Below are 20,672 nucleotides of genomic sequence, written 5' to 3' on the forward strand. Positions count from 1 at the left end.
AGCTGGAGCTCCAGCCTTCGCAAAACACCTGCCTGTGGTAATGGGTCCCGGCCTTCGCCGGGACGACGGCGGAATATGTGGCGGCGTTACGCGTGGACCAGCCGCCACACCGCGCCGCCGATCGCGCCGACCCAAAGGATGACGCAGGCCAGCGCCTGGATGGCGAAACCGGGGCTGCGTTTCGCCACCGCTTCGCGATAGCCGATGAAATAGACGATGCGGCCGATCACCCAGATTGCGCCGACCGCCGCGGCCGTGGCATCGCCGACATAGACCGCGAACAGCCAGAGCGACGGCAGGAAGATCGGCATCCATTCCAGCGTATTCATCTGGATGCGGTAGATGCGCTCGAAATCCGGATTGCCCGTGATCGCCGGCAGCTTGACCCCGTAGACCGCACGGGCGCGGGCGACCTGCAGCGCGAAGAAGAAGTGCAGCGCGACCGCAAGGCAGGTGACGATGGCGGTGTAGTGGTACATGTCAGGCGTGTCCTCTTTCCATTGACCCCGATGTCATGACGGGACAGCGAAGCCCGGTGTGACATGCGGCCTTGCTTTACCTCTCCCCGCGCGCGGGGAGAGGTCGGAACGCATCGTCAGATGCGTTCCGGGTGAGGGGGGACCTCGGCGAGACCAGCTGTCACCGAGTACGCGGAGACGGCCCCTCACCCCAACCCTCTCCCCGTAAGAACGGGGCGAGGGAGCATAGTTATGCCGCGGCCCCATTCGGACCAATTCCGTCACGTCCTAGAGCGTTTTCGAGCGAAGTGGATACCGGTTCGCCTGAAGAAAACGCGTCAAAACAAGAATCTAGAGCCCCGTTCCGATTCCATCGGAACGGGAAAAGCTCTAGTACCCCGTCATCTCAAGATAGCCGATTCCGGCGTGGCTGCCTGAGAAGCGGATCGGGCCTTCCCAATACGGGAAGCTGGTTCCCATCCAGCTCCGTGCATTGAGCGGCGTGGTCTCGATGGCAAGGCCGCGTGCGGGCAGGCTGACGCGCCATGACGTCGGCAGCTTGCGGCCGTCGATCTCGGTGGTTGCGAGCGGCACGATGCTGTTGCCGCCGGCGGCGATCTCGGCCGAGCGGCCGTCCGGCGTGATCCAGTTGCCGAACAGGTTTTCGCGGCCGTCCTTCTGGCGCAGCCGGTACAGCATCAGCTTCTCGTCGCCGGGCAGATGCAGCGAGAACCAGTCCCAGCCGGTTTGGTCGGCCGCCAATGGCTGGCTGCTCCATTCGCGATCCATCCAGGCTATGCCCGTGACGTCGACCGGTCTGTCGTCGATCACGATACGGCCGGACGCCTTGTAGAACGGCTGGCTGTAGTAATAGGAGGCCTGTCCGCGATCCGACTTGCGGCTGTAGCCGTGGTCGCCCTGCAGCACCAGCGCGCGGTCGGCCTCGAGCCGCAGCGCGGTGCTGAAGTCGGTGGCGGAGGCCTTGAGCTCAAGCGGCGCGACGCGTTGCGCATCGAACGGATCGCGCCCGCGCAGCTCCCAGGCGTCGATCCAGGCGCGGAACGGCGTGGCTTCGACAGCGGCCTGCCCGACGCCGCCGCGGGCAAAGGTCTCGCGGAAGCGGTGCGTGCCGGCGCTGGTCACGGCGGCGTGGCCCATCCAGAGCTGCTGATTGGCCCAGCCCTCGGCCGGTCCGCCCGCTTTCATCGCCTGGCGGAACAGCGTCCATTGCGCGCCATAGGCCGCGCCGCTCGTGTCGGACAGGTTGGCGGTCACGTACCACCACTCGATCCGGAATTCCGGATGCGGGCCGTGGTCTGCGGGGAACGTGAACGGCTTGCCCGGCGTGACGGCGGCAAATCCCTCCGCGGTCTCGCCGAGCCCGGCGAAGCCCTGCGCGAACGTCTTGCCGCCGAGCGCGAGCCCCAGCGCACCGCCGGCAATGGCGCGACGGGTGATGGTGCCGCTAGCGCTCATTGACAAAGATCCTGATCAGGCTGGCCGGCTGCATGCGCGCCAGCCTGGCGACCGGAAGCGCCGCCGCGCAGAATGCGGCGGCGAGCGCCACCGCGAGCAGCTCGATCAGCTGCAAGGGAAATACGTGGAACGGCAGCCGCCAGCCGAACGCCTTGACGTTGACGATCGCAAGCAGGCACCACGCCACCAGCAGGCCGAGCGGCAGCGCGAACAGGGCGGTGATCAGTGCGACCGCCATGGTCTTCAACAGTTCGAGCGCCGCGAGTCGCCGCCGGGTCAGGCCGATCGCCCAGAGCGGCGCCAGCTGCGGCAGCCGCGAGTTGGCCAGCGTCAGCAGGCTGGTCAAGAGCGCGATGCCGGCGACACCGAGGGTGAAGGCGTTGAGCGCCGCGGTTACCGAGAAGGTGCGATTGAAGACCCGCCTGGATTCCGTTTTCATCCTGGCCTGGTCGGCGATGTTGCGATCATCGAGACCGAATTTCTCCTGTAGCGCGGTGATCAGCGGTGCGATCTTGTCCGGTGCCACGCGGAGGCCCATCCGCGTCATTGGTGTCTGCGGGAAGTGCCGGGTCAGCGCGGCGAAGTTGACCGCGATCTGGCCCTTGGGGTTGCCGTAATCGGCATAGATGCCAACGATCTCGAGCGGCCAGTTGCCACCGGGGGCGGGTACCTCGATATGATCGCCGATCGACAGCTTCATCCGTCGCGACAGCTGCTCGCTGACGAGGCCGGTGTCGCCGGGCCGCAGCCGAACCCACGCATTCGCAGCGCTTTCGAGCAACGGCCAGTTGTCGCGATAGGTGGCGTGGTCGGGCAGGCCGAGCACCTCGATCGGCGCGCCGCCGAGCTGGGTGTCGGCGCGGCCGCCTGGCAGGATTGCCTCAACCTCGGGCCGGTGGCGCAGCCAGGCCTTGATCTCCTTTGCCTGCTGATCGCTGGCGGCGCTGATGTAAACGTCGGCGGCGAGCCTTCCGTCGAGCCAGACCAGGAAAGTGCGATTAAAACTTTCCACCATGGTGCCGACGCCGACATTGACCGCGAGCGCAAGCAGCAGCGCCATCAGCGCCAGCGACAGTCCCGACAATTGTTGGCGGCTGTCTGCCCAGAACCAGATGCCGACCGGCGCCCGCGCGCTGCGCTGCCCGAAGGCCAGCGCAATCTGCAGGACCATCGGCAGGATCAGCGCCGCGCCGAGCATCAGCGCGGCCAGCACGGCAAATCCCGCGATCAGGGAATCGCCGAACCAGATCAGGCCCGCGGCGACCGCAAAGACCGCGAGTGCCGCCGCGCTCTGGATGATCAGCCAGCGGCGCTGCGCCTGCTGCCAGGCCTGCGGCTGCGCCGTCGCCAGCACCGGCATCCGGATCGCCTTGGCAAGGCTCGCGGCCGCCGCGGCGAGCGCGCCCAGAATGCTGATGGCGATGCCGGCGAACCACCAGACGGGTTTGAGCCAAAGCTGTCCGGGGATCTGCGCGCCATAGAGCCCACGCAGCGATGCCGCGACATCCGGCAGCAAGGCAGCCGCGATGAAGTAGCCGCAGACGAGGCCGATGAGGCCGGCGACCAGCGCCAGCGACACCAGCTCGATCACCAGCACGGTGTTGAGCATCCGCGCCGAGACGCCGCAGGCGCGCAACGTGCGCAGCATCGGCAGCCGCTGCTCGAAGGCGAGGCCGATCGCGGAGTTGACGATGAACAGGCCGACGAAGAACGACAGCAGGCCGAACGCGGTGAGGTTGAGATGGAAGCTGTCGGTGAGGCGTTCGAGGTCGCTCTCGGCGCTCGGCTCGACCAGACGGAGCTTGTCACCCGCCACGCTTTCCAGCGCTGCGTGCGGTGCTGTGGACTTGCCGACGAGCAGGCGCGAGACTTGGCCGGGCATTTTGAGGATGTCCTGCGCAATGCCGATATCGACGATCAGCGCGCCGGGCGCGAGCTCGGCCTGTACGCGCAGCGGCGGCAAGCTCGTGCCGTTGGCCTGTGGCCGCTCGCCTTCCTTGAGGCCGAGATCGCGCAGCGTTTCGCTCGCCACCAGCATTTCGCCCGGCGGCGTGACGAAGGCTTGCAGGCTGCCGCGTCCGACGGCCGGCGCGTTGCCGACCTCGGACGGCAGCGTCACCGGCTCGATGCCGAGCAGGCGGAAGCTGCGTCCGTCGATCTGGACCCGGCCCTCCAGCATCGGCGACACCGGCCAGCCGGCACGGCGCAGATCGACGAACAGTGCTTGCGGGAAGGTCGCGCTGTCCTTGGCGACCAGCATCGCGGTGCGCGATCCGCCGAAGGTCGCGGCGGCGCGGTCATAGGCGATGCGGGCCTGCTGGTTCAGCGCCTGCACGCCGCTCCACAGCGCGGTGGCCGAGATCAGGCCGATCAGCAGTGTTGCGAGCTGCATCGGATGCCGCCGCCAGTGGCTGAGCAGCACCGCAAGAATCCACAGCGCGCGCCTCATGCGACGATCCCGGCATGCAAAGTGACCTGGCGGTCGAGCGTCGCCGCGAGCCGCGCACTGTGCGTGACCATCAGGAAGCCGCAGCCGGTGCGGGTCACGAGATCGCGGGCCAGTGCCAGCACCTCGTCGGCGGTGTCCTCGTCCAGATTGCCGGTCGGCTCGTCGGCGAGCAGCAGCAGCGGCTTTGGCGCCAGCGCGCGGCCGATCGCGACGCGCTGCTGCTGACCGCCGGACAATTGCTCGGGATAGCGCCTGAGCAGGCTTTTCAGGCCGAGGCGCTCGACCAGTTCGTCGTGCCAGGCGGCGTCATGCCGGCCGGCGATGCGCGACTGAAACACGAGATTGTCCGCGACCGTCAGGCTTGGGATCAGGTTGAACTGCTGGAAGACGAGGCCGAGCCGGTCGCGGCGCAATTCGGCGCGGCCGGCGTCGTTGAGGTGGGAGACGACGATGTCGGCGAGCGCGATCTCGCCGCTGTCGGCGGCATCGAGCCCGGCGATCAGATGCAGCAGCGTGCTCTTGCCGCTGCCGGATTCGCCTGATAGCGCCACGCTCTCGCCGGTTGCAACGGCAAGGTCGACGCCGCGCAGCACGGCGACGTCTTCGCCGGCAGAGCGGTAACTCTTGGTCAGGCCGGTGACGCGAAGCACCGCGGCGGTCTGGTCAGATGAAGCGATGGCCGTGCCTCATTGCGGCTTCTGGTATTTCAGGACGAACTCGTCGATCGGCACCGGTGCCTTGAAGACGGGAATGTCCTTGGGGTCCTCCGCATGATGCAGGAAATCGCCCTCGGCCACCAGCTTGAAGCCGGCCGCCTCGATCTCCTGCTTCAAGGTGCTCTCCTCGATCCGGTGCAGCGTCTTGGCGACACTGGTGCCTTCGCCGGCCTTGGCGGAGTGATCCGCGATCACGAGGAAGCCGCCGGGCTTGAGCGCGGCGAACATCTTCCTGTTCATCGCGACGCGGTCGACCGGCAAATAGGTGATGTCGTGATAGAAAAAGAAAAAGGTGATCATGTCGAGGTTCTTGACCTCGGGCGGGATCGGGTCGTCATAGTCCCGCACCACATGGACCACGTTCTTCATCGCCGGCGCCTTGGCGCGGGTGTCGAACTTGTCCTTGACGAAGCGCTCGAGCACGGTCGCGGAATCCTGCGCATAGACCTTGCCCGACGGCGCGACGGTGCGCGCCAACAGTTCGGTGCTGTAGCCGGCGCTTGCCGCCATGTCGAGGATCGTCATGCCGGGCTTGACGCCGGCAAAGGCGAGCATCTTGGCCGGCTGCCGGCGCTGGTCGACCTGGCGATCCGCATCGCTGCGATCGGGTGCGGCGACGATCGCGGCGTAGTCGGGATTGGCGGCGTCTTCCGCGCGAACTTGAGGTACGGCAAGCAGGGCGGCGGATACGAGTGCAATGCAAGCGGCCGCACGTAGGATCGATCTGTTCATGAAATAACCCCGGGCTTTTCGTTGGCCTCGAACATAGCAGTCGGGACATGACAGTTCACCGCTTCACTGGCGCGACCGACGCGATCGTGATCAGGCCGTTGGAAGCGCTCTGGGGCGCGTGACCCCGAGGAAATGCGGTGTTGCGTTGCACGGCGAGGCGTGGCTAGCATCGCCGGACGGGGCCGATTTTACGAAGCCAAAAACGAAAACGACGGGGAGCCGGACATGACGACGCAAGCGACGTCCAAGAGGACGTCAGAGGGGACGCCGAAGGGCGCCTGGCAAATCACCTTCCTTCTATTCCTGTTCATGGTGGTGAACTTTGCCGACAAGATCGTGGTCGGGCTCGCCGGCGTGCCGATCAAGAAGGAAATGGGCCTCACCCAGGAGCAGTTCGGCGATCTCGGTTCGTCATTCTTCCTGCTGTTCTCGATCTCGGCGATCGTGGTCGGCTTCATCGTCAATCGCGTCGCCACCCGCTGGGTGCTGCTGATCCTGGCGGTGATCTGGTCGCTGGCGCAATTTCCGATGGTCGGCACCGTCAGCTTCACGACGCTGGTGATCTGCCGCATCATCCTCGGCGCCGGCGAGGGGCCGGCCTTCTCGGTCGCCGCGCACGCGATCTACAAATGGTTTCCGGACGAGAAGCGCACGCTGCCGACCGCGATCCTGTCGCAGGGCTCCGCATTCGGCGTGATCCTCGCCGTGCCCGCGCTGAACTGGATCATCGTCAATCACAGCTGGCATCACGCCTTCGGCGCGCTCGGCATCGTCGGCCTGATCTGGGCCGTCGCCTGGTTCGCGCTCGGCAAGGAAGGGCCGCTGGTGTCGACGTCTGCCGTGACGGCCGACGAGCCGCGGATTCCTTACCTGAAGCTTTTGACCTCGCGCACCTTCATCGGTTGCGTGGTGGCAACCTTCGGCGCCTATTGGGCGCTGTCGCTTGGGCTCACCTGGTTCACGTCCTTCATCATCGAGGGGCTCGGCTTCTCGCAGCACCAGGCCGGCTTCGTCTCGATCCTGCCCTGGATCTTCGGCGCGACGATCGTGCTGCTGACCGGCTGGATCTCGCAGCTGATGCTGACGCGCGGCTTCACCACCCGCGGCGCGCGCGGCGTGCTCGGCTCGGTGCCGCTGATCGTGGGCGGCGCCATTCTCGCGATGCTGCCCTATGCGCCGCCCGGCGGGATCATGATCGCGCTGCTGGTGATCGGCTCGGGCCTGTGCGGTTCGATCTATGTGGTGTGCCCGCCGATGCTCGGCGAATTCACGCCGGTGTCGCAGCGCGGCGCGATCATCGCGATCTACGGCGCGCTGTACACGATCTCGGGCATTCTGGCGCCGATGGTGATGGGCAATGTGATCCAGCACGCGGCCACGCCGATGGCCGGCTACATGTCCGGCTTCAGCATCAACGCGGCGATCATGGCCGGCTCCGGCCTGCTCGGCTTGTTGCTGCTGTGGCCGAACAGCGAGCGCGCGCGGCTGACCGGTAAGGCGCAGCAGGCAGGCACGATCAAAGGCGCGATGTCGCCGACGTAAGCGGGCGCGTGACCTTCCACCCTCCTCTGGATGGTCCCTCCAGAGGAGGGTGAGGCGGTGGCCGCAGTTCGCATCAATATCGAGCTCTCTGTAGCCCGGATGAAGCGCAGCGAAATCCGGGGTAACTCTATCCGCGGATGGGCCTACCCCGGATTGCGCTTCACTGCATCCGGGCTACGCGCTGATCGCTGCGTCTCTCAATTCATCCCCCGCGCGCCGCGCACCAGTCTGCCCGGGCGTGCGCCGGTGGCCTTGCCCTCGCGCTGGGTCACGATGCCCGACACGATGGTGGCGTCATAGCCGTCGACCTGCTGCAAGAGGCGGCGGCCGCCGACCGGCAGGTCGTAATGCACCTTCGGCGGATGCAGGTGCAGCCGGTCGTAATCGATCACGTTGACGTCGGCCTTGAAGCCCGGAGCGATCACGCCGCGATCGTGCAGACCGACCGACAGCGCGGTCTTGCGCGACTGCGCCGCGACCACGAACGGAATCGAGAGCTTCTCGCCGCGGCTGCGGTCGCGCGTCCAGTGCGTCAAGAGATAGGTCGGGAAGCTGGCATCGCAGATGATGCCGCAATGCGCGCCGCCGTCGGACAGGCCCGGCACGGCGCTCGGCTCGCGCAGCATCTCATGCACGGCGTCGAGATTGCCGTCGGCGTAATTCAGGAACGGCACATAGAGCATGCCGCGGCCCTCGTCGGTCAGCATCGCGTCATAGGCGAGCTCTTCCGGCTGCCGGCCCTGGCGCCGCGCCTGCGGGCCGAGCGCGTTCTCCGGCGGCTGCTCATAGTCCGGCGGATTGCCCAGGAGGTACATCTTGTCGTAGTTCGGCCGGAAGAACAGCGGATCGTCGGTCGCCGTTGCGCTCTCGCTCAGGATCGCCGCGCGCACCTCGGGCCGGCGCAGCTGCGCGAGCCGCTCGGCCAGCGGCAATTTGGCGATCTCGCGATAGCTCGGATGGGTCTGGAACGGGTTGCGCGACAATTCGAGCCCGAGCAGCAGCCCGACCGGCCGCGCCGCGATCTGGGTCGTGATCGACAGGCCGCGGGCGGCGGCTTCATTGATGGTGTCCATGGTCTGCCGCCAGCGTCGCGGCGCCTTGTCGGCCTGGGCGACCGAGAACGAGATCGGGCACCTTGTGTTCTCGGCGACCCGCAGCATCATCGGCAGGTCTTCGTGCACGGTGCTCTGGTCGAGCACGAATTGCAGCACGCTGCGGCCAACGCCGTGCATCGCGCCGGCGATCGCGGTCAGTTCATCTTCGCCGGCTTTCAGCGTCGGCGTGTAGTCGCCGGTCGAGGTGCGGTGATTGAGCGTGCGCGAGGTCGAGAAGCCCAGCGCGCCCGCACGCACGGCGTCGCCGGCGAGCGCTGCCATCGCCTTGTTGTCCTCGGCCGTTGCGGGATCGCGGCGCGCACCGCGCTCGCCCATCACATAGACCCGCAGCGCGGCATGCGGCAGCTGTGCGCCGATGTCCATGTCGAAATTGCGATTCGACAGCCACTCCATGTAGTCGGGGAAGCTCTCCCACCCCAGGGAATGCCGGCGGAGAGCACCGGCTCCGGAATGTCCTCGACGCCTTCCATCAGCTGGATCAGCCTGGTGTGGTCGCTCGGCCGGCACGGCGCGAAGCCGACGCCGCAATTGCCCATGATCGCCGTGGTGACGCCGTTCTGCGACGACGGCGTGATGTCATGGCTCCAGGTCACCTGGCCGTCGTAATGGGTGTGGACGTCGACGAAGCCGGGCGCCACCAGTTTGCCGCGGGCGTCGATCTCTTCCTTGCCCTTTGCCGAGACCTTGCCGACGTCGGTGATCTTGCCGCCTGTGATCGCAACATCGGCTTCATAGAGGTCGCCGCCCTTGCCGTCAGCGATGGTGCCGCCGCGGATCACGAGGTCTGGGGTCGAGGTCATGGCATTTCATCCCGAGGCTGTTTTTTGGTTGACGGCATCATGGGTCAGCCCCTGATGCTGTCAACCAGCGCCGATGAAGCTCTGGGATGCGCTGATGCTGATTTGCCAGCTGGGATCGAACGTTGCCGCCCGGCGGAAATTTGTTCCGCCGGGCAAATCGCCGCGAACCTAGCGCGCGCCGAAGAACGCTGTCTTCTGGGTCTCTTCGGCCTGCAGCCTGGCGCGGACGCGCATCAGGTCCTTCCAGCCGATATAGCCGACGAGGCGCTGGTCCTCGCGCGAGATCACAGGCAGATGCGAGACGTTGACCTGCATCAGGCGGTCGGCGAGCCGGTCGAGATATTCGTCGGGATAGGCGACGGTGATCTTGCTGCCGGCCAGCAGCTGCCTGAGCGTCGCGGTGCGATGCTTGCCGGCGCGGCGCCAGCGCAGCACGGAGGGCGGGTCGATCACGCCGAGCACGTGATGGCTGGCGTCGACGACGGGAAAGCTCGGGTGCCCGGTCTTCGGGTTGGTCAGGAAGGCGGCCGCGCCGTGCAGCGTCATGGTGTCGGCGACGGTCTCGACCGCCTTGGTCATGACGTCGCGCACGCGGGTCAGCGCGAACGGATCGACGCGGTACTCGCGCACCAGATGATGGCCGCGCCGCGCCACCTTCTCGGTCAGGATCGAGCGCCGCATCAGCAGCACGGTGACGCCATGCGCGGTGCCGCAGGCCGCGATCAGCGGCAGCAGCACATGGGTGTTGCCGGTGAGCTCCACGGCGAAGAAGGTCGCGGTCAGCGGCGAGCGCATCGTGCCGCCCATCGTCGCCGCCATCGCCAGCAGTGCCCAGAAGCCGGGGCTCGCCGCCGGCAGATAGCCGCTCAGCGCCGTTCCCATCGCACCGCCCATGATGAGCAGCGGCGCCAGCACGCCGCCCGACGTGCCCGAGCCGAGCGCGACCGACCAGATGACCGCTTTCACCACGAGCAGCAGCAGCGCGGCCTTCAGCACCACGTCGCCGCTCAGCATCGACGCGAGGTTGTCATAGCCGACGCCGAGCGCCTGCGGCTCGATCAGCCCGCCGAGGCCGACGACCAGGCCGCCGATCAGCGGCCACCACATCCAGTGGATCGGCAGCTTGAGAAAGATGTCCTCGCAGCCATAGACCAGCTGGGTGAGCACGCCCGACAGCAGCCCGGAGAGGATTCCGATCAGCATCCAAGCGCCGAGCTGCAGCACCGAGATGTCGACGCCGCCGGTGAACGGGAATAGCGGCGCGGGCATGTGCAGGAAGGTGCGCCCGACTGCCGCCGCCACGGCAGCGACGGTGACGGGAATGAAGCTGCGCGGCGTCCATTCGAACAGCAACAGTTCGACCGCGAGCATGATCGCGGCGATCGGCGTGCCGAACACGGTGGTCATGCCGGCGGCGGCGCCCGCCACCAGCAGGGTCTTGCGCTCGTTGTCGCTGACCGGGAGCATCTGGGCGATCAGCGAGCCGATCGCGCCGCCCGTCATGATGATCGGGCCCTCGGCGCCGAACGGGCCGCCGGTGCCGATCGACACCGCCGACGACAAGGGCTTCAGGATCGCCACCTTGGGGTCGAGCCGGGAACGGCCGAGCAGGATGGCCTCGATGGCTTCCGGAATGCCGTGCCCGCGGATCTTCTCGCTGCCGAAGCGCGCCATCAGCCCGATGATCAGCGAGCCTGCGACCGGCACCAGCACGGTCCAGAGCCCGAGCGGCGAATCCTGCAATTTCAGGTCGGCGAAGCTGAACTGGCCGAAATAGGCGATGTTGGTGGCAAGCTTGATCAGCTGCAGCAATCCCGCACCGGCCAGCACGCCGGCGGCGGAGACGAACACGGCGATCGCCGAGATCACCACGACGCGGGGATCGGTCGTGAAGTCGCTCAGGAGGTGGCTGGCCTTGTCGCCAATCTTGGCGGAGGCGCTCGATTTGGTGGAAATGACGCTCATTGGTGGCGTAAGGCTCGGGTGAAGTGGACGCGGCGTCATATCGCATTGCGATATAATTACAAGCGGGAGACATCGAATGGCAGCGTTGAAAGGACCGTCGAAATCGCCGCGGCAGGACCCAAAGCGGGTTCCCAGCCAGGCCGATTACGAGACGCTGTCGCAATTTCGCTATCTGATCCGCCGTTTTCTTGAGTTCAGCCAGGATGCCGCGAAGGCCGCGGGCCTGACGCCGCGGCAGCATCAGGCCTTGCTGGCGATCAGGGGCTATCCGGGCGGCGGCCCGGTTGCGGTCGGCGATCTGGCCGAACGGCTGCGGCTTCGTCACCACACCACGGTCGAACTGGTCGACCGGCTGTCCGAGGCCGGGCTGGTCGAGCGTGTGCTCGATCCCGCCGACCAGCGGCGGGTGCTGCTGAAATTAACCGGCCTTGCGGCCGATCATCTCGCCGAATTGTCAGCGGTCCATCTCGATGAACTGTCGCGGATCGAGCCGCTCCTGAAGCAGGTGCTGTCGCGACGGTCGGAATGACCGCGCCCCATGCACGACGTTTCGCGCGTCAGGCGCGCGGGCTGGCCGTCTCGGCCTGATACGCAGAGGCCTGCGGCTTGCGCTCGGTGACCAGGGCAAGCAGCACGGTCAGCACCATGAACACGACGGAGGCGCCGAACACCCAGTGCGGCATGTGCTGGTCCATGATCCAGCCGAACAGCAGCGGGCTCACGATGCCGCCGAAGTTGAAGCCGGTGGAGACGATGCCGAAGGCGCGGCCGGCGGCGCCGGGCGGGGCCGCGTTGCGCACCATCATGTCGCGGGACGGCGCAATCACGCCGCCGAGGAATCCGGCGAGCCCCATCGCCAGCGTGAGCGCCACGGGCGGCAGGTTGAGCAGCGCAATCAGCAGCACGAGGGCGGCATTGACCGCAAAGCAGGCCGCGGCGACCTGGCTGTGGCGGTGGGTCCAGTCGGCGAGATAGCCGCCGGCGAGCACGCCGGCCGCGCTGGCGCCGAGGAATGCGGTGAGCGCGATATTGGCCGTCGAGAACGACGCGCCGTAGCCGCCCATCAGTGCGACCACGCCGAAATTGTTGATGCCCGAGGTCGACAGGCTGAGCAGCGTGAAGAAGGCTGTCAGCACCATCAGCGCCGGCGTGATCACGCTCGCCTTCGGTGCTGTGTCGTCCTTTGTCTTGTTCTTGTTGGCGCCGGCATCGGGAATGCCGAGCACGATCAGGAACAGCGCCACCAGTGGACCGACCGCACCGGCGACGATCAGCGCGCCGAGGCCGCCGATCGAGGCGACGAGTGCCGCCATGATCGCGGGCGCCACCGCGCCGCCGAGGAAGCCGGCAAAGGTGTGGATCGAGAAGGCGCGGCCCATCCGCGCCTCGTCCATATGAGCCGAGAGGATTGCATAATCGGCCGGATGATAGACGCTGTTCGCAAGGCCAAGCAGCACCGCGCAGATGATCAGCGACGTATAGCTGAGATGCAGGCCGAGCCCGATCAGCGCGCAACCGCCGACGGTCAGTCCGATCAAGAGGATCTTGCGCGCACCGATATGGTCGGCGAGGTAGCCGATCGGCGCCTGGGTCAGCCCGGAGACCACCGCGAACACCGTCAGCGCGAGGCCGAGCTCGACATAGCCGACGCCGAGCTGCTGCTTCAGGAACGGGAACAGCATCGGCAGCACGAAGATATGGAAATGGCTGACCCAATGGGCGACCGAAATCCCCGTCAGCGTGCGCAGCGCGCTGTCGGCCTTCGCTTGCTGCGGTGCGGCCAGAACGTCGACCATGTCGTCGAAAACCCCAGTTCCATAGCGTTTTCAAGCGAAGTTAGTACCGGTTCGCGTGAAGAAAACGCGTCAAACAAAATGCCCGGCAGGGCCCGCCGAAAATAGAGATTGGCCGCTAATTGTCCATGAACGCGGGCGCATGGCTGCCCCCGGCGCGGGCGTGCCGGATCGACACATGCGGCATTAAATGCGGCGACAAAGCGCGGCGGCACGGCGATGATCGGCCATGATCGACCCCAAAAAGCAGCTCCGCGTGCTGGTGTCGGAGGGCTCCAGCACCTCCGGCCGCGAGGCGATCACGATCCTCGGACTGGCCGGCCATCACGTCGAGGTTTGCGACCCCTCGCGCTGGTGCCTGGCGCGCTACTCCCGCTTCGTCCGTAAATACCACCATTGTCCGCCGCTGCGCTCAGATCCAGCCGGATTCCTGCGCTTCGTCGAGCGCCTGTTGGCGTCGCGACATTTCGATGTGCTGCTGCCGACCCATGAGCAGGGATTTCTGTTCGCCCGCGCCGCGGCGGGGCTGGCATCACGTACCGGCCTGGCGCTGCCGGATTTCGCCAGCTATCGCGCCGTGCACAGCAAGGCCGGCTTCAGCCGTCTGCTCGACCGGCTCGGTCTGCCGCAGCCGACGACCCGGATCGTGAGCTCGGCCGAGGAGCTGCGCGAGGCGGTGCGGTTTCCATCCGTGGTCAAGACGTCGGTCGGCACCGCCAGCCGCGGCGTCTGGTTCGTGCGCGATACCGGCGATCTCAATCGCGCGCTCTACGACCTCGAGTCCGCGGACGATTTTGCCGGCGAGGTGCTGGCGCAGGATCTGATCACCGGCACGGTCGAGAAGGCGCAGTCGGTGTTCTGCCACGGCACGCTTGTCGGCTTCCATGCCTACCGCCAGATTGCGGCCGGTGTCGGCGGCGGCGAGGCGATCAAGGAGAGCGTGAGCAGGCCGGCGATCCGCGCCGGCCTCGAGACCATCGGCGCGCATCTTCGTTGGCACGGTGCGCTCTCGGTCGACGTCATCATGCCGCTCGACAGCGCAACGCCGCTGTTGATCGACTGCAACCCCCGGCTGGTCGAGCCGATGAACGCCTTTCAGTCGGGCGTCGATCTGGTCGATTTGCTGCTGCGCGTCTCGCGCGGCGAGACCCCGGCGCCGCTGGCCGAGGGGCGCGTCGGGGTGCGGACGCATCTGGCGATGCAGGCGCTGCTCGGCAGTGCATCGCGCGATGGCACGCGGCGTGACCTGATCCGGGAATGCGGCCGCATCGCCACGGGCGAAGGGCACTATCGGGGAAGCAGCGAAGAGCTGACGCCGGTGCGGCTCGATTGGCTCAGTGCCGTGCCGCTGGCGATGACCACGGCGCTGCTGCTGGCATCGCCGCAGATCGCCTCATCGCTGGCGCGCGGTGGTTTTGGCGCCCATCTGCTCGATCGCGGCAGCATCAAGGCGATCGAAAATGGTGATTTTCAATAGTATCCTTCAGTGCGAATTCACTGCACGATCTTGTCTGCACGCTTCAATAGCTCGGGTGGGATCTCGACGCCCACGGCCCGGGCCGCCTGGAGATTGAATATCAGCTCTCGCCTGGTGACGACACCGACCGGCAGGTCGCCCGGCTTCGCGCCCTTGAAAATCTTGTCGGCGAACGTCGCAAACTCGCGCCATGTATCGGCGACGTTGGCGCCATAGGTGATCACCCCGCCCGCGTCCGCCTGGCCGCCGGGAAACATTGCCGGCAAGCGGTTCTTCACGGCCAGTTCACCGACTCGCTTTCGATTGCTGAAGGGCACCGGCACTTCCAGGACCAGCAGCGCCTCCGCGCGTTCCTTTGCCATCCCGGCAATTGCGGCCTCCAGATCGTCCGCACTCTTGACCTTCACGATTTGCGGCTCCAACCCCAAGGCCTTGGCTGCTGCCTCGTTGGCACGGTCAATCGGAGCGAGCCCGCGTTCATCGGCGCCGGGGATCGTTTGATCGCTGAGAATCGCAACGCGCGTGATTCCGGGCAATGTCTCCTTCAGAATTTTGAATTGCTTGCTGGCCTGCTGCGGATCGAGGTTGGTGAGGCCCGTGATGTTGCCTCCCGGTTTTTCCATCGAGGCGACAAGCTTCAATGCAACCGGATCGGTCACGATCGCAAAGATCACCGGAATCGTCGACGTCGCCTTCTGCGACGCCACCGACGCCGGGCCGCCGAGTGCGAGAATGACATCCACATTTGCGCCGACCAGCTCCGAGGCGAGGCCCGGAAGGCGCTCGAGCTTCGACTCGGCAAATCGCGGTTCGATGACGATGTCGCGTCCTTCGAGATAGCCGCGGTCGGCGAAGTCGCTCAGAAGGTTTTTCTTGATGGAGTCGAAGAGCGGCGACGGGCTGCCGTTGACCAGGATTCCTACTTTCCTGGGGGCTTGTTGCGCATTGGACGGTTCGCACGTCGACGCGATCATGCAGAAGACCGTGAGCACCGCCTTCGCAAACCTCATGGCACCGCCCCCCGGCAAGGACCCAGCGTCCATGCGGAGCCTAGCACGGCAACCAATCCGGAAGGGGGGCCAGCCCATGACCCCGCTGCGACCTAATGTCTGCTTGGCGACGATGAGCCGGGCTCGGTAGCTCGCAAGCTACGAGGCCGCCGCCCGCGACCCGGCGCGCAACTGCGCCCGGGACATTTGGATGGACATCTGCCGCGCCTCACAATGGCTCGTCATCATTGCCGTAGCGGTCGAGCTTCGGCGTGGCGATGTCGCCGTCCTCGTAATAGTCATCGTCCTGCAGCGCTGCGGGCGGCGGAGGCTTCTTCGACTTATCGTCGGTCTTGTCTCTGGTCTTGGCGCCGTCCTTGCTCGTCTTTCCGGCCTTGGCCATGCGTTTCCCCTGCACGGGTCAAATCAGCTGGCGGAATTCTACTCCAGTTTGCGGACGCTTGTAACGTGATGAGACGGTACGGCGGGGTCACATCCCGCCGTACCGGACAGCTCTAGAACGTCGCGCCGGCCTTTACCATGTAGGTCCGGCCGGGCAGCGGATAGGCCGAGAAGCGGCCCTCCGTGAACGTGCTCGCGATGGCGTAGTCGTAATAGAGCGCGTTGAACAGGTTGTTCACGCTCAGCGACCAGAAGAAGCGGTCATACTGCCCGCTCAGCTTGATATCGGCGGTGGCGTTGCCGGGAATCCGGCTCTGGGTGTTGGCCTGGTCGTTGTCCATGATGCGCGAGCTCCAGGCCCGCACCGTGGCGTCGAACACCAGATAGTTCTGCCAGATATTCCAGGTGACGCCGAGATTGCCGGTGTAGCGCGACACCAGCGGCACGTCGTTGCCGGCCCAGATGCCTTCGCGGAACACCGCACGGGTGATCGCCATGCCGCCGCGCAGGGTGACGCTGTCGCTGACCTTGAGCGCAGCGCTGGTCTCCGAGCCATAGCGGCGGGTGGGGTCGAGGTTGGTGTTGAAGAACAGCACCGGGTTGAAATGGATCTCGTTGTCGAGATCCATCAGATAGACGCTGGTCTGGACCTGGAAGCGGTTGGTCCTGACGCGAAAGCCGCCCTCGACATCCTGCGAGGTCTGGGTCTTGAGCTGGAAGGTCTGCGGGATCGGGGCGAAGGTCAGCGGGTCGAATGACGGACCCGACGCGACGCGTTCGTCGACATCAGGCGTGCGGAATGCGCGTGCCGCGCGGCCGAACACCGAGAAGGTGTCGGTCAGGCGATGCTCGACACCGACATGCAGCGCGTATTGCGTCTCGTTGCTGTCGAGCGGTGCCGCCTGCGCGTCGAACGCGAACGGCGCGTTCGGGTCGTAGCGATCGCGCGCCGAGACGCTGGTGTTCTGCACGCGCGCGCCGTAGGAGAAGTCGGTCGTCGGCAGCACACCGATCGTGTGCTGCCAGTAGCCGGCCACGGACTGCTGCTCGATATTGTAGACGTGGAACGGGTCGACGCCCTGATAGGCGCCGCGCGCCTCGCGGAAGGTCGAATCGTAATAGTCGATGCCGGTCAGGATCGTCGACTGCATCCCCAGCATCACATTCTTGACGCTGAGCCGCGGCGTGAGCGACCAGGTCTGCAGCGCAGCGTCATTGTATGTCGAAGCGAAGCTGATGGTCGGTACCTTGCCGAAGAAGCCGCTCTGCGTCTCGCGCTGCCGCCAGCCGCCGTCGACGATCAGGTCGACGCCGTTGATCAGCGTCTTGGTGAAGCCGGTGGTGACGCTGGCGGTTTGCTGGTTGGCATAGTCGAAGGGCGTCGCGGCGCCGCGGCGATCGGTGAGCAGCTCGTTGACGCCGATCGACGGATCGACCAGCCGTCCGCCGGGCAGGCCGAGCCTCTGGTCGCTGCCGGTGACGGTGAGGAAGGCGGTGAGATCAGGCGTGGTGTAGTTGATGTTGCCGACCGCGTTGCGCTGGTCGAGCGCATTGTTGACGCGGTAGCCGTCGGACTTGATGCCGTTGCCGTAGAACGAGGTGGACCACGGTCCGGAATTGAGCGCCGCGGAGACCGCGGCCATGCGGGTGTTGAACGAGCCAATTCCGGCCTCGGCCCGCATCGTCGTCGGCGGGCCACCGACGCCGGTCTTGGTGATGATGTTGACCACGCCGCCCACGGCGTTGTCGCCGTAGAGCACGGCGCCGCTGTTGCCGCGCGTGATCTCGATGCGCTCGATGGAATCGAGCGGGATCGTGGTGAGGTCGAAGCCGGCCTTGTCGACGTCGTTAAGGCGGCGGCCGTTGAGCAGGAACAGCGTGTTGTCGGTTGCGAATGCGCCGAAGCCGCGCAGGTCGACCGAGGTCTTGGCGCCATTCGGCCCGCCATAGGGCGTTTGCAGCTGCACGCCCGGCACCTGCGCAAGAATCTCCGGCAGCGACTGCACCGGCGAATGCGCGATGTCGTCGGCGGTGATCACGGCCGAGGAGGAGCCGACAATGCCGGCGAACTGGCGGCCGCCGCCGGTGCCACCCGTTCCGGTGGCCACGCCGGTCGCTGTCGTGCCCGATCCGCTGCCGCTGCCCGTATTGTTACTCTGCGTGGTGCCCGGCGCCGGGCGGCGCGGCGCCGGCGCTTCGTCAGCGGCCGGCCTGGCGCGCGTGACGTTCTGGTCGCCCGGCTTGGTGACTTCGATCGCCGGCAGCTGATCGGGAGCGGGCGCCTGCTGCGCCCGCGCGGCGGGGACAAGGATTGCCGGCGCGATCATCGTCGACGCGAGCAGAAGCGCGCGGTGCCGCCGATCGAAAGGAACGGAGAACATAAGCGAGGCCTCGGCAACGTCAGTGGCACGTCACCGCGAACCAGTCTCACCATCGTGCTCACGGCATCAGGTGAAGCTCATGCCTGTACTCCCCGACCGGCATCCTCGCGTGTGACCACGGCTGACGGCAGGTCTCCTGGCTCGCGGGTCGTTACCCTTCGTCGCCTTCCCAGGACCGAGATTCCCAGTGGCCTGTGACGAAGGATTCACCGCATACAGTTGCGGGGGCAGCCGCGGCGTTGGGGAAGTTTCCCCGTACCGCATTCCCTTTTCATCTCATGAAAGAACCGTCATGGTCATCTAGGGTTCGGCCGGGCAGCAAAGTCAATCCGGCGGAAGTCGGGCGGCGGCCGGGCGACCACGGTTTTTGTCGAGTGTCGCTTGTCTGCCACGGCGATCGCTGTAAGAGCATGGATCCGATGAGCGTGCAGGATTTTGCCTTGGCGGCCGAGGTCGCGGCGCGACGCCGGTGGGGCGCCACCGCGGCGCTGCTCGCGCTCGTGGTCCTGCTGCTGCTGATCTCGCTCGGCATCGGGCCGGTGCGGCTGTCGCCGCCTGCGGTGATCGAGGCGCTGTTCGGCGGCGGCAGCGATCTGGCGCAGGTGATCGTGCGCGAGATCCGCCTGCCGCGCACCATCCTGGCATTCGCGATCGGCGGTATTCTCGGGCTGTCAGGTGCTGCGCTGCAAGGGCTACTGCGCAATCCGCTGGCCTCACCGTCGCTGTTCGGCGCGCCGCAATCGGCGGCCTTCGGCGCGGTGCTGGTGATTGCGCTGGGCCTCGCCGATGTGCGCTCCTACGCGCTGCCGGTGGTGGCGATCATCGCCGCCTTCGGCTCCGTGTTCGCGCTGCTTGCGATCGCCGGCCGCAATGCCGGGCTCTTGATCTTGATCCTTGCGGGGCTCGCGATCTCGAGCTTTGCCGGAGCGGCGACGGCGCTGGTGATGAACCTCTCGAGCAATCCGTTCGTGGTGCTGGAGATCGCGTTCTGGCTGCTCGGCTCGCTGGAGGACCGCAGCTTCCAGCACGTGGCGCTGGCGCTGCCTTTCATCATCGCGGGTGCCGCCATCCTGCTCAGCCAGGCGAGCGCCTTCCGCGCGCTGACGCTTGGCGAGGAGGCGGCGCAGAGCCTCGGCGTCGATGTCGGACGGTTGCGGCTCTTCGTCATCACGGGCGTGGCGCTCGGCGTCGGCGGCGCGGTCGCGGTCACCGGCACGATCGGTTTCATCGGCCTCGTCGCGCCGCATCTGATGCGTCCGCTGATCGGTCACGATCCGGCGCGGCTCTTGGTGCCGAGCGCGCTCACCGGCTCGGCGCTGCTGCTCGCCGCCGATATCGCGGTACGCATCATCCCCTCGACATCGGACATCAAGGTCGGCGTGCTGACCTCGATCATCGGCGTGCCGTTCTTCCTTTACCTCATCATGCGCGAACGCCGCGCGCTCGGCGGAGGCGTGGCATGACGCTGCTCTCCGCCGCCGCGCTCAATGCCTCGCTCGGCAGCCGCAAGGTGCTGCACGATGTCTCGCTGTCGCTGCCATCGGGCCATCTGGTCGCGCTGGTCGGGCCGAACGGCGCCGGCAAGACCACGCTGCTGCGTGCACTGGCCGGGCTGATTCCCTCCAACGGCGAGATCCGGATCGGCGGCGATCCGCTGGCGTCGCTGCCGCTGCGCGAGCGTGCGAAGCGCTTTGCCTATCTGCCGCAGGGGCACATGATGCACTGGCCGCTGCCGGCGCGCGACATTGTCGCGCTCGGCCGCTATCCGCACGGCGCGACCGATCCGGCGCGGCTGTCGCCGACGGATATGGAGGCGGTGCTGCGGGCGATGCAGGCGGTCGACGTCACTGAATTCAGCGATCGTCGCGTCACCGAACTCTCCGGCGGCGAGCGCAGCCGCGTCGCGCTGGCCCGGGTGCTCGCGGTGGAGGCGCCGGTGATCCTCGCCGACGAGCCGACCGCTTCGCTCGATCCGCGCCACCAGATCGACGTGATGCAGAAGCTGCGCAATGTCGCCGACACCGGCGTGCTGGTGATCGTGGTGACGCACGATCTCGGGCTCGCGGCGCGCTTTGCCGATCATGTGCTGGTGCTCGCGGAGGGGCGGCTGGCCGCACAGGGCGCGCCTGCTGAGGCATTGTCGGAAGCGGTCCTCGCCAGCGTGTTTCGGGTCAGCGCCTACCGTGCCGAATTTCAGCGCGAAGCCGTCATCGTGCCGTGGGCGGACGTCTGATGTGGCCGCTGCCTCACCACGAGCCCAGTTCACCTCTCCCGCTTGCGGGGGAGGTCGCTGCGCTCGAAGAGCGCAGCGGGTGGGGGCTCTCTCCACGATATGACTCTGTCTCTTATACACATCTGACGCTGCCGACGACCATGG

Annotated in this window: 15 protein-coding genes, 1 pseudogene and 1 riboswitch; of the genes and pseudogenes, 5 read left to right on the forward strand and 11 right to left on the reverse strand. The window is 66.6% G+C overall.

Annotated elements, in window-relative coordinates:
• Positions 1-86: 86 nt before the first annotated feature.
• The 5 genes from PMN64_RS23350 to PMN64_RS23370 all read right to left on the reverse strand — a co-directional run bounded on the left by PMN64_RS23350 (position 87) and on the right by PMN64_RS23370 (position 5,831).
• The gene (locus PMN64_RS23350; protein WP_028343548.1) at positions 87-479 is read right to left on the reverse strand and encodes an MAPEG family protein; all 393 of its coding nucleotides are present in this window, start codon (positions 477-479) and stop codon (positions 87-89) included.
• 369 nt (positions 480-848) lie between these two features.
• Positions 849-1,934, reverse strand: coding sequence for a lipocalin-like domain-containing protein (locus PMN64_RS23355; RefSeq protein WP_411782334.1), 1,086 nt, complete (start codon positions 1,932-1,934; stop codon positions 849-851).
• The gene (locus PMN64_RS23360; protein ID WP_304498298.1) at positions 1,924-4,383 is read right to left on the reverse strand and encodes an ABC transporter permease; all 2,460 of its coding nucleotides are present in this window, start codon (positions 4,381-4,383) and stop codon (positions 1,924-1,926) included. The genes PMN64_RS23355 and PMN64_RS23360 overlap by 11 nt, the downstream gene beginning before the upstream one ends.
• Positions 4,380-5,033 carry an ABC transporter ATP-binding protein gene (locus PMN64_RS23365; protein ID WP_304498299.1) on the reverse strand — a complete coding sequence of 218 codons (654 nt, stop codon included), beginning with the start codon at positions 5,031-5,033 and terminating at the stop codon, positions 4,380-4,382. The genes PMN64_RS23360 and PMN64_RS23365 overlap by 4 nt, the downstream gene beginning before the upstream one ends.
• Positions 5,034-5,069: 36 nt before the next feature.
• Complete coding sequence (locus PMN64_RS23370; protein WP_304498300.1) at positions 5,070-5,831, reverse strand: class I SAM-dependent methyltransferase; 762 nt, start codon at positions 5,829-5,831, stop codon at positions 5,070-5,072.
• A gap of 225 nt (positions 5,832-6,056) precedes the next feature.
• Between PMN64_RS23370 and PMN64_RS23375 the strand changes: the two genes are divergently transcribed.
• Positions 6,057-7,373: an MFS transporter gene (locus PMN64_RS23375; protein WP_411782335.1), complete on the forward strand. Its 1,317-nt coding sequence runs from the start codon at positions 6,057-6,059 to the stop codon at positions 7,371-7,373.
• Positions 7,374-7,570: 197 nt separating this feature from the next.
• Here PMN64_RS23375 and PMN64_RS23380 read toward each other — a convergent pair.
• A pseudogene (locus PMN64_RS23380) lies at positions 7,571-9,288 on the reverse strand (N-acyl-D-amino-acid deacylase family protein).
• 168 nt (positions 9,289-9,456) lie between these two features.
• A complete protein-coding gene (locus PMN64_RS23385; RefSeq protein WP_411782336.1) occupies positions 9,457-11,253 on the reverse strand; it encodes a chloride channel protein in 1,797 nt (598 codons plus the stop codon).
• Positions 11,254-11,329: 76 nt separating this feature from the next.
• Here PMN64_RS23385 and PMN64_RS23390 point away from each other — a divergent pair, with 76 nt between their 5' ends.
• Complete coding sequence (locus tag PMN64_RS23390) at positions 11,330-11,782, forward strand: MarR family winged helix-turn-helix transcriptional regulator (protein WP_028343540.1); 453 nt, start codon at positions 11,330-11,332, stop codon at positions 11,780-11,782.
• 28 nt (positions 11,783-11,810) lie between these two features.
• On the opposite strand, the gene PMN64_RS23395 is transcribed toward PMN64_RS23390, so the two are convergent.
• Positions 11,811-13,049 carry an MFS transporter gene (locus PMN64_RS23395; RefSeq protein ID WP_028343539.1) on the reverse strand — a complete coding sequence of 413 codons (1,239 nt, stop codon included), beginning with the start codon at positions 13,047-13,049 and terminating at the stop codon, positions 11,811-11,813.
• Between the two features lie 226 nt (positions 13,050-13,275).
• Between PMN64_RS23395 and PMN64_RS23400 the strand changes: the two genes are divergently transcribed.
• Positions 13,276-14,523 carry a hypothetical protein gene (locus tag PMN64_RS23400; protein ID WP_028343538.1) on the forward strand — a complete coding sequence of 416 codons (1,248 nt, stop codon included), beginning with the start codon at positions 13,276-13,278 and terminating at the stop codon, positions 14,521-14,523.
• Between the two features lie 17 nt (positions 14,524-14,540).
• Here PMN64_RS23400 and PMN64_RS23405 read toward each other — a convergent pair whose 3' ends face one another.
• From PMN64_RS23405 to PMN64_RS23415, 3 genes are all read right to left on the reverse strand, one after another.
• Positions 14,541-15,533: an ABC transporter substrate-binding protein gene (locus PMN64_RS23405; protein WP_411782337.1), complete on the reverse strand. Its 993-nt coding sequence runs from the start codon at positions 15,531-15,533 to the stop codon at positions 14,541-14,543.
• 208 nt (positions 15,534-15,741) lie between these two features.
• A complete protein-coding gene (locus tag PMN64_RS23410; RefSeq protein WP_411782338.1) occupies positions 15,742-15,915 on the reverse strand; it encodes a hypothetical protein in 174 nt (57 codons plus the stop codon).
• A gap of 112 nt (positions 15,916-16,027) precedes the next feature.
• The gene (locus PMN64_RS23415; RefSeq protein WP_411782339.1) at positions 16,028-18,295 is read right to left on the reverse strand and encodes a TonB-dependent receptor; all 2,268 of its coding nucleotides are present in this window, start codon (positions 18,293-18,295) and stop codon (positions 16,028-16,030) included.
• Positions 18,296-18,403: 108 nt separating this feature from the next.
• Positions 18,404-18,602, reverse strand: a riboswitch (cobalamin riboswitch).
• Between the two features lie 112 nt (positions 18,603-18,714).
• Between PMN64_RS23415 and PMN64_RS23420 the strand changes: the two genes are divergently transcribed.
• Complete coding sequence (locus tag PMN64_RS23420; protein ID WP_411782340.1) at positions 18,715-19,758, forward strand: FecCD family ABC transporter permease; 1,044 nt, start codon at positions 18,715-18,717, stop codon at positions 19,756-19,758.
• On the forward strand, positions 19,755-20,528 hold the full coding sequence (locus PMN64_RS23425; RefSeq protein WP_411782341.1) for an ABC transporter ATP-binding protein: 774 nt from the start codon (positions 19,755-19,757) through the stop codon (positions 20,526-20,528). Before PMN64_RS23420 ends, PMN64_RS23425 begins: the two co-directional genes overlap by 4 nt.
• Positions 20,529-20,672 lie beyond the last annotated feature (144 nt).

Origin of the sequence: Bradyrhizobium sp. UFLA01-814 (genome assembly GCF_046718885.1) — a bacterium.
Lineage (GTDB): Bacteria > Pseudomonadota > Alphaproteobacteria > Rhizobiales > Xanthobacteraceae > Bradyrhizobium > Bradyrhizobium elkanii.

What these genes read in the sequence shown, in the direction of transcription:
- PMN64_RS23350 (WP_028343548.1), bottom strand. Translation starts at nt 479, where the DNA reads ATGTACCACTACACCGCCATCGTCACCTGCCTTGCGGTCGCGCTGCAC.
- PMN64_RS23355 (WP_411782334.1), bottom strand. Translation starts at nt 1,934, where the DNA reads ATGAGCGCTAGCGGCACCATCACCCGTCGCGCCATTGCCGGCGGTGCG.
- PMN64_RS23360 (WP_304498298.1), bottom strand. Translation starts at nt 4,383, where the DNA reads ATGAGGCGCGCGCTGTGGATTCTTGCGGTGCTGCTCAGCCACTGGCGG.
- PMN64_RS23370 (WP_304498300.1), bottom strand. Translation starts at nt 5,831, where the DNA reads ATGAACAGATCGATCCTACGTGCGGCCGCTTGCATTGCACTCGTATCC.
- PMN64_RS23375 (WP_411782335.1), top strand. Translation starts at nt 6,057, where the DNA reads ATGACGACGCAAGCGACGTCCAAGAGGACGTCAGAGGGGACGCCGAAG.
- PMN64_RS23385 (WP_411782336.1), bottom strand. Translation starts at nt 11,253, where the DNA reads ATGAGCGTCATTTCCACCAAATCGAGCGCCTCCGCCAAGATTGGCGAC.
- PMN64_RS23390 (WP_028343540.1), top strand. Translation starts at nt 11,330, where the DNA reads ATGGCAGCGTTGAAAGGACCGTCGAAATCGCCGCGGCAGGACCCAAAG.
- PMN64_RS23395 (WP_028343539.1), bottom strand. Translation starts at nt 13,049, where the DNA reads ATGGTCGACGTTCTGGCCGCACCGCAGCAAGCGAAGGCCGACAGCGCG.
- PMN64_RS23400 (WP_028343538.1), top strand. Translation starts at nt 13,276, where the DNA reads ATGATCGACCCCAAAAAGCAGCTCCGCGTGCTGGTGTCGGAGGGCTCC.
- PMN64_RS23405 (WP_411782337.1), bottom strand. Translation starts at nt 15,533, where the DNA reads ATGAGGTTTGCGAAGGCGGTGCTCACGGTCTTCTGCATGATCGCGTCG.
- PMN64_RS23410 (WP_411782338.1), bottom strand. Translation starts at nt 15,915, where the DNA reads ATGGCCAAGGCCGGAAAGACGAGCAAGGACGGCGCCAAGACCAGAGAC.
- PMN64_RS23415 (WP_411782339.1), bottom strand. Translation starts at nt 18,295, where the DNA reads ATGTTCTCCGTTCCTTTCGATCGGCGGCACCGCGCGCTTCTGCTCGCG.
- PMN64_RS23420 (WP_411782340.1), top strand. Translation starts at nt 18,715, where the DNA reads ATGAGCGTGCAGGATTTTGCCTTGGCGGCCGAGGTCGCGGCGCGACGC.
- PMN64_RS23425 (WP_411782341.1), top strand. Translation starts at nt 19,755, where the DNA reads ATGACGCTGCTCTCCGCCGCCGCGCTCAATGCCTCGCTCGGCAGCCGC.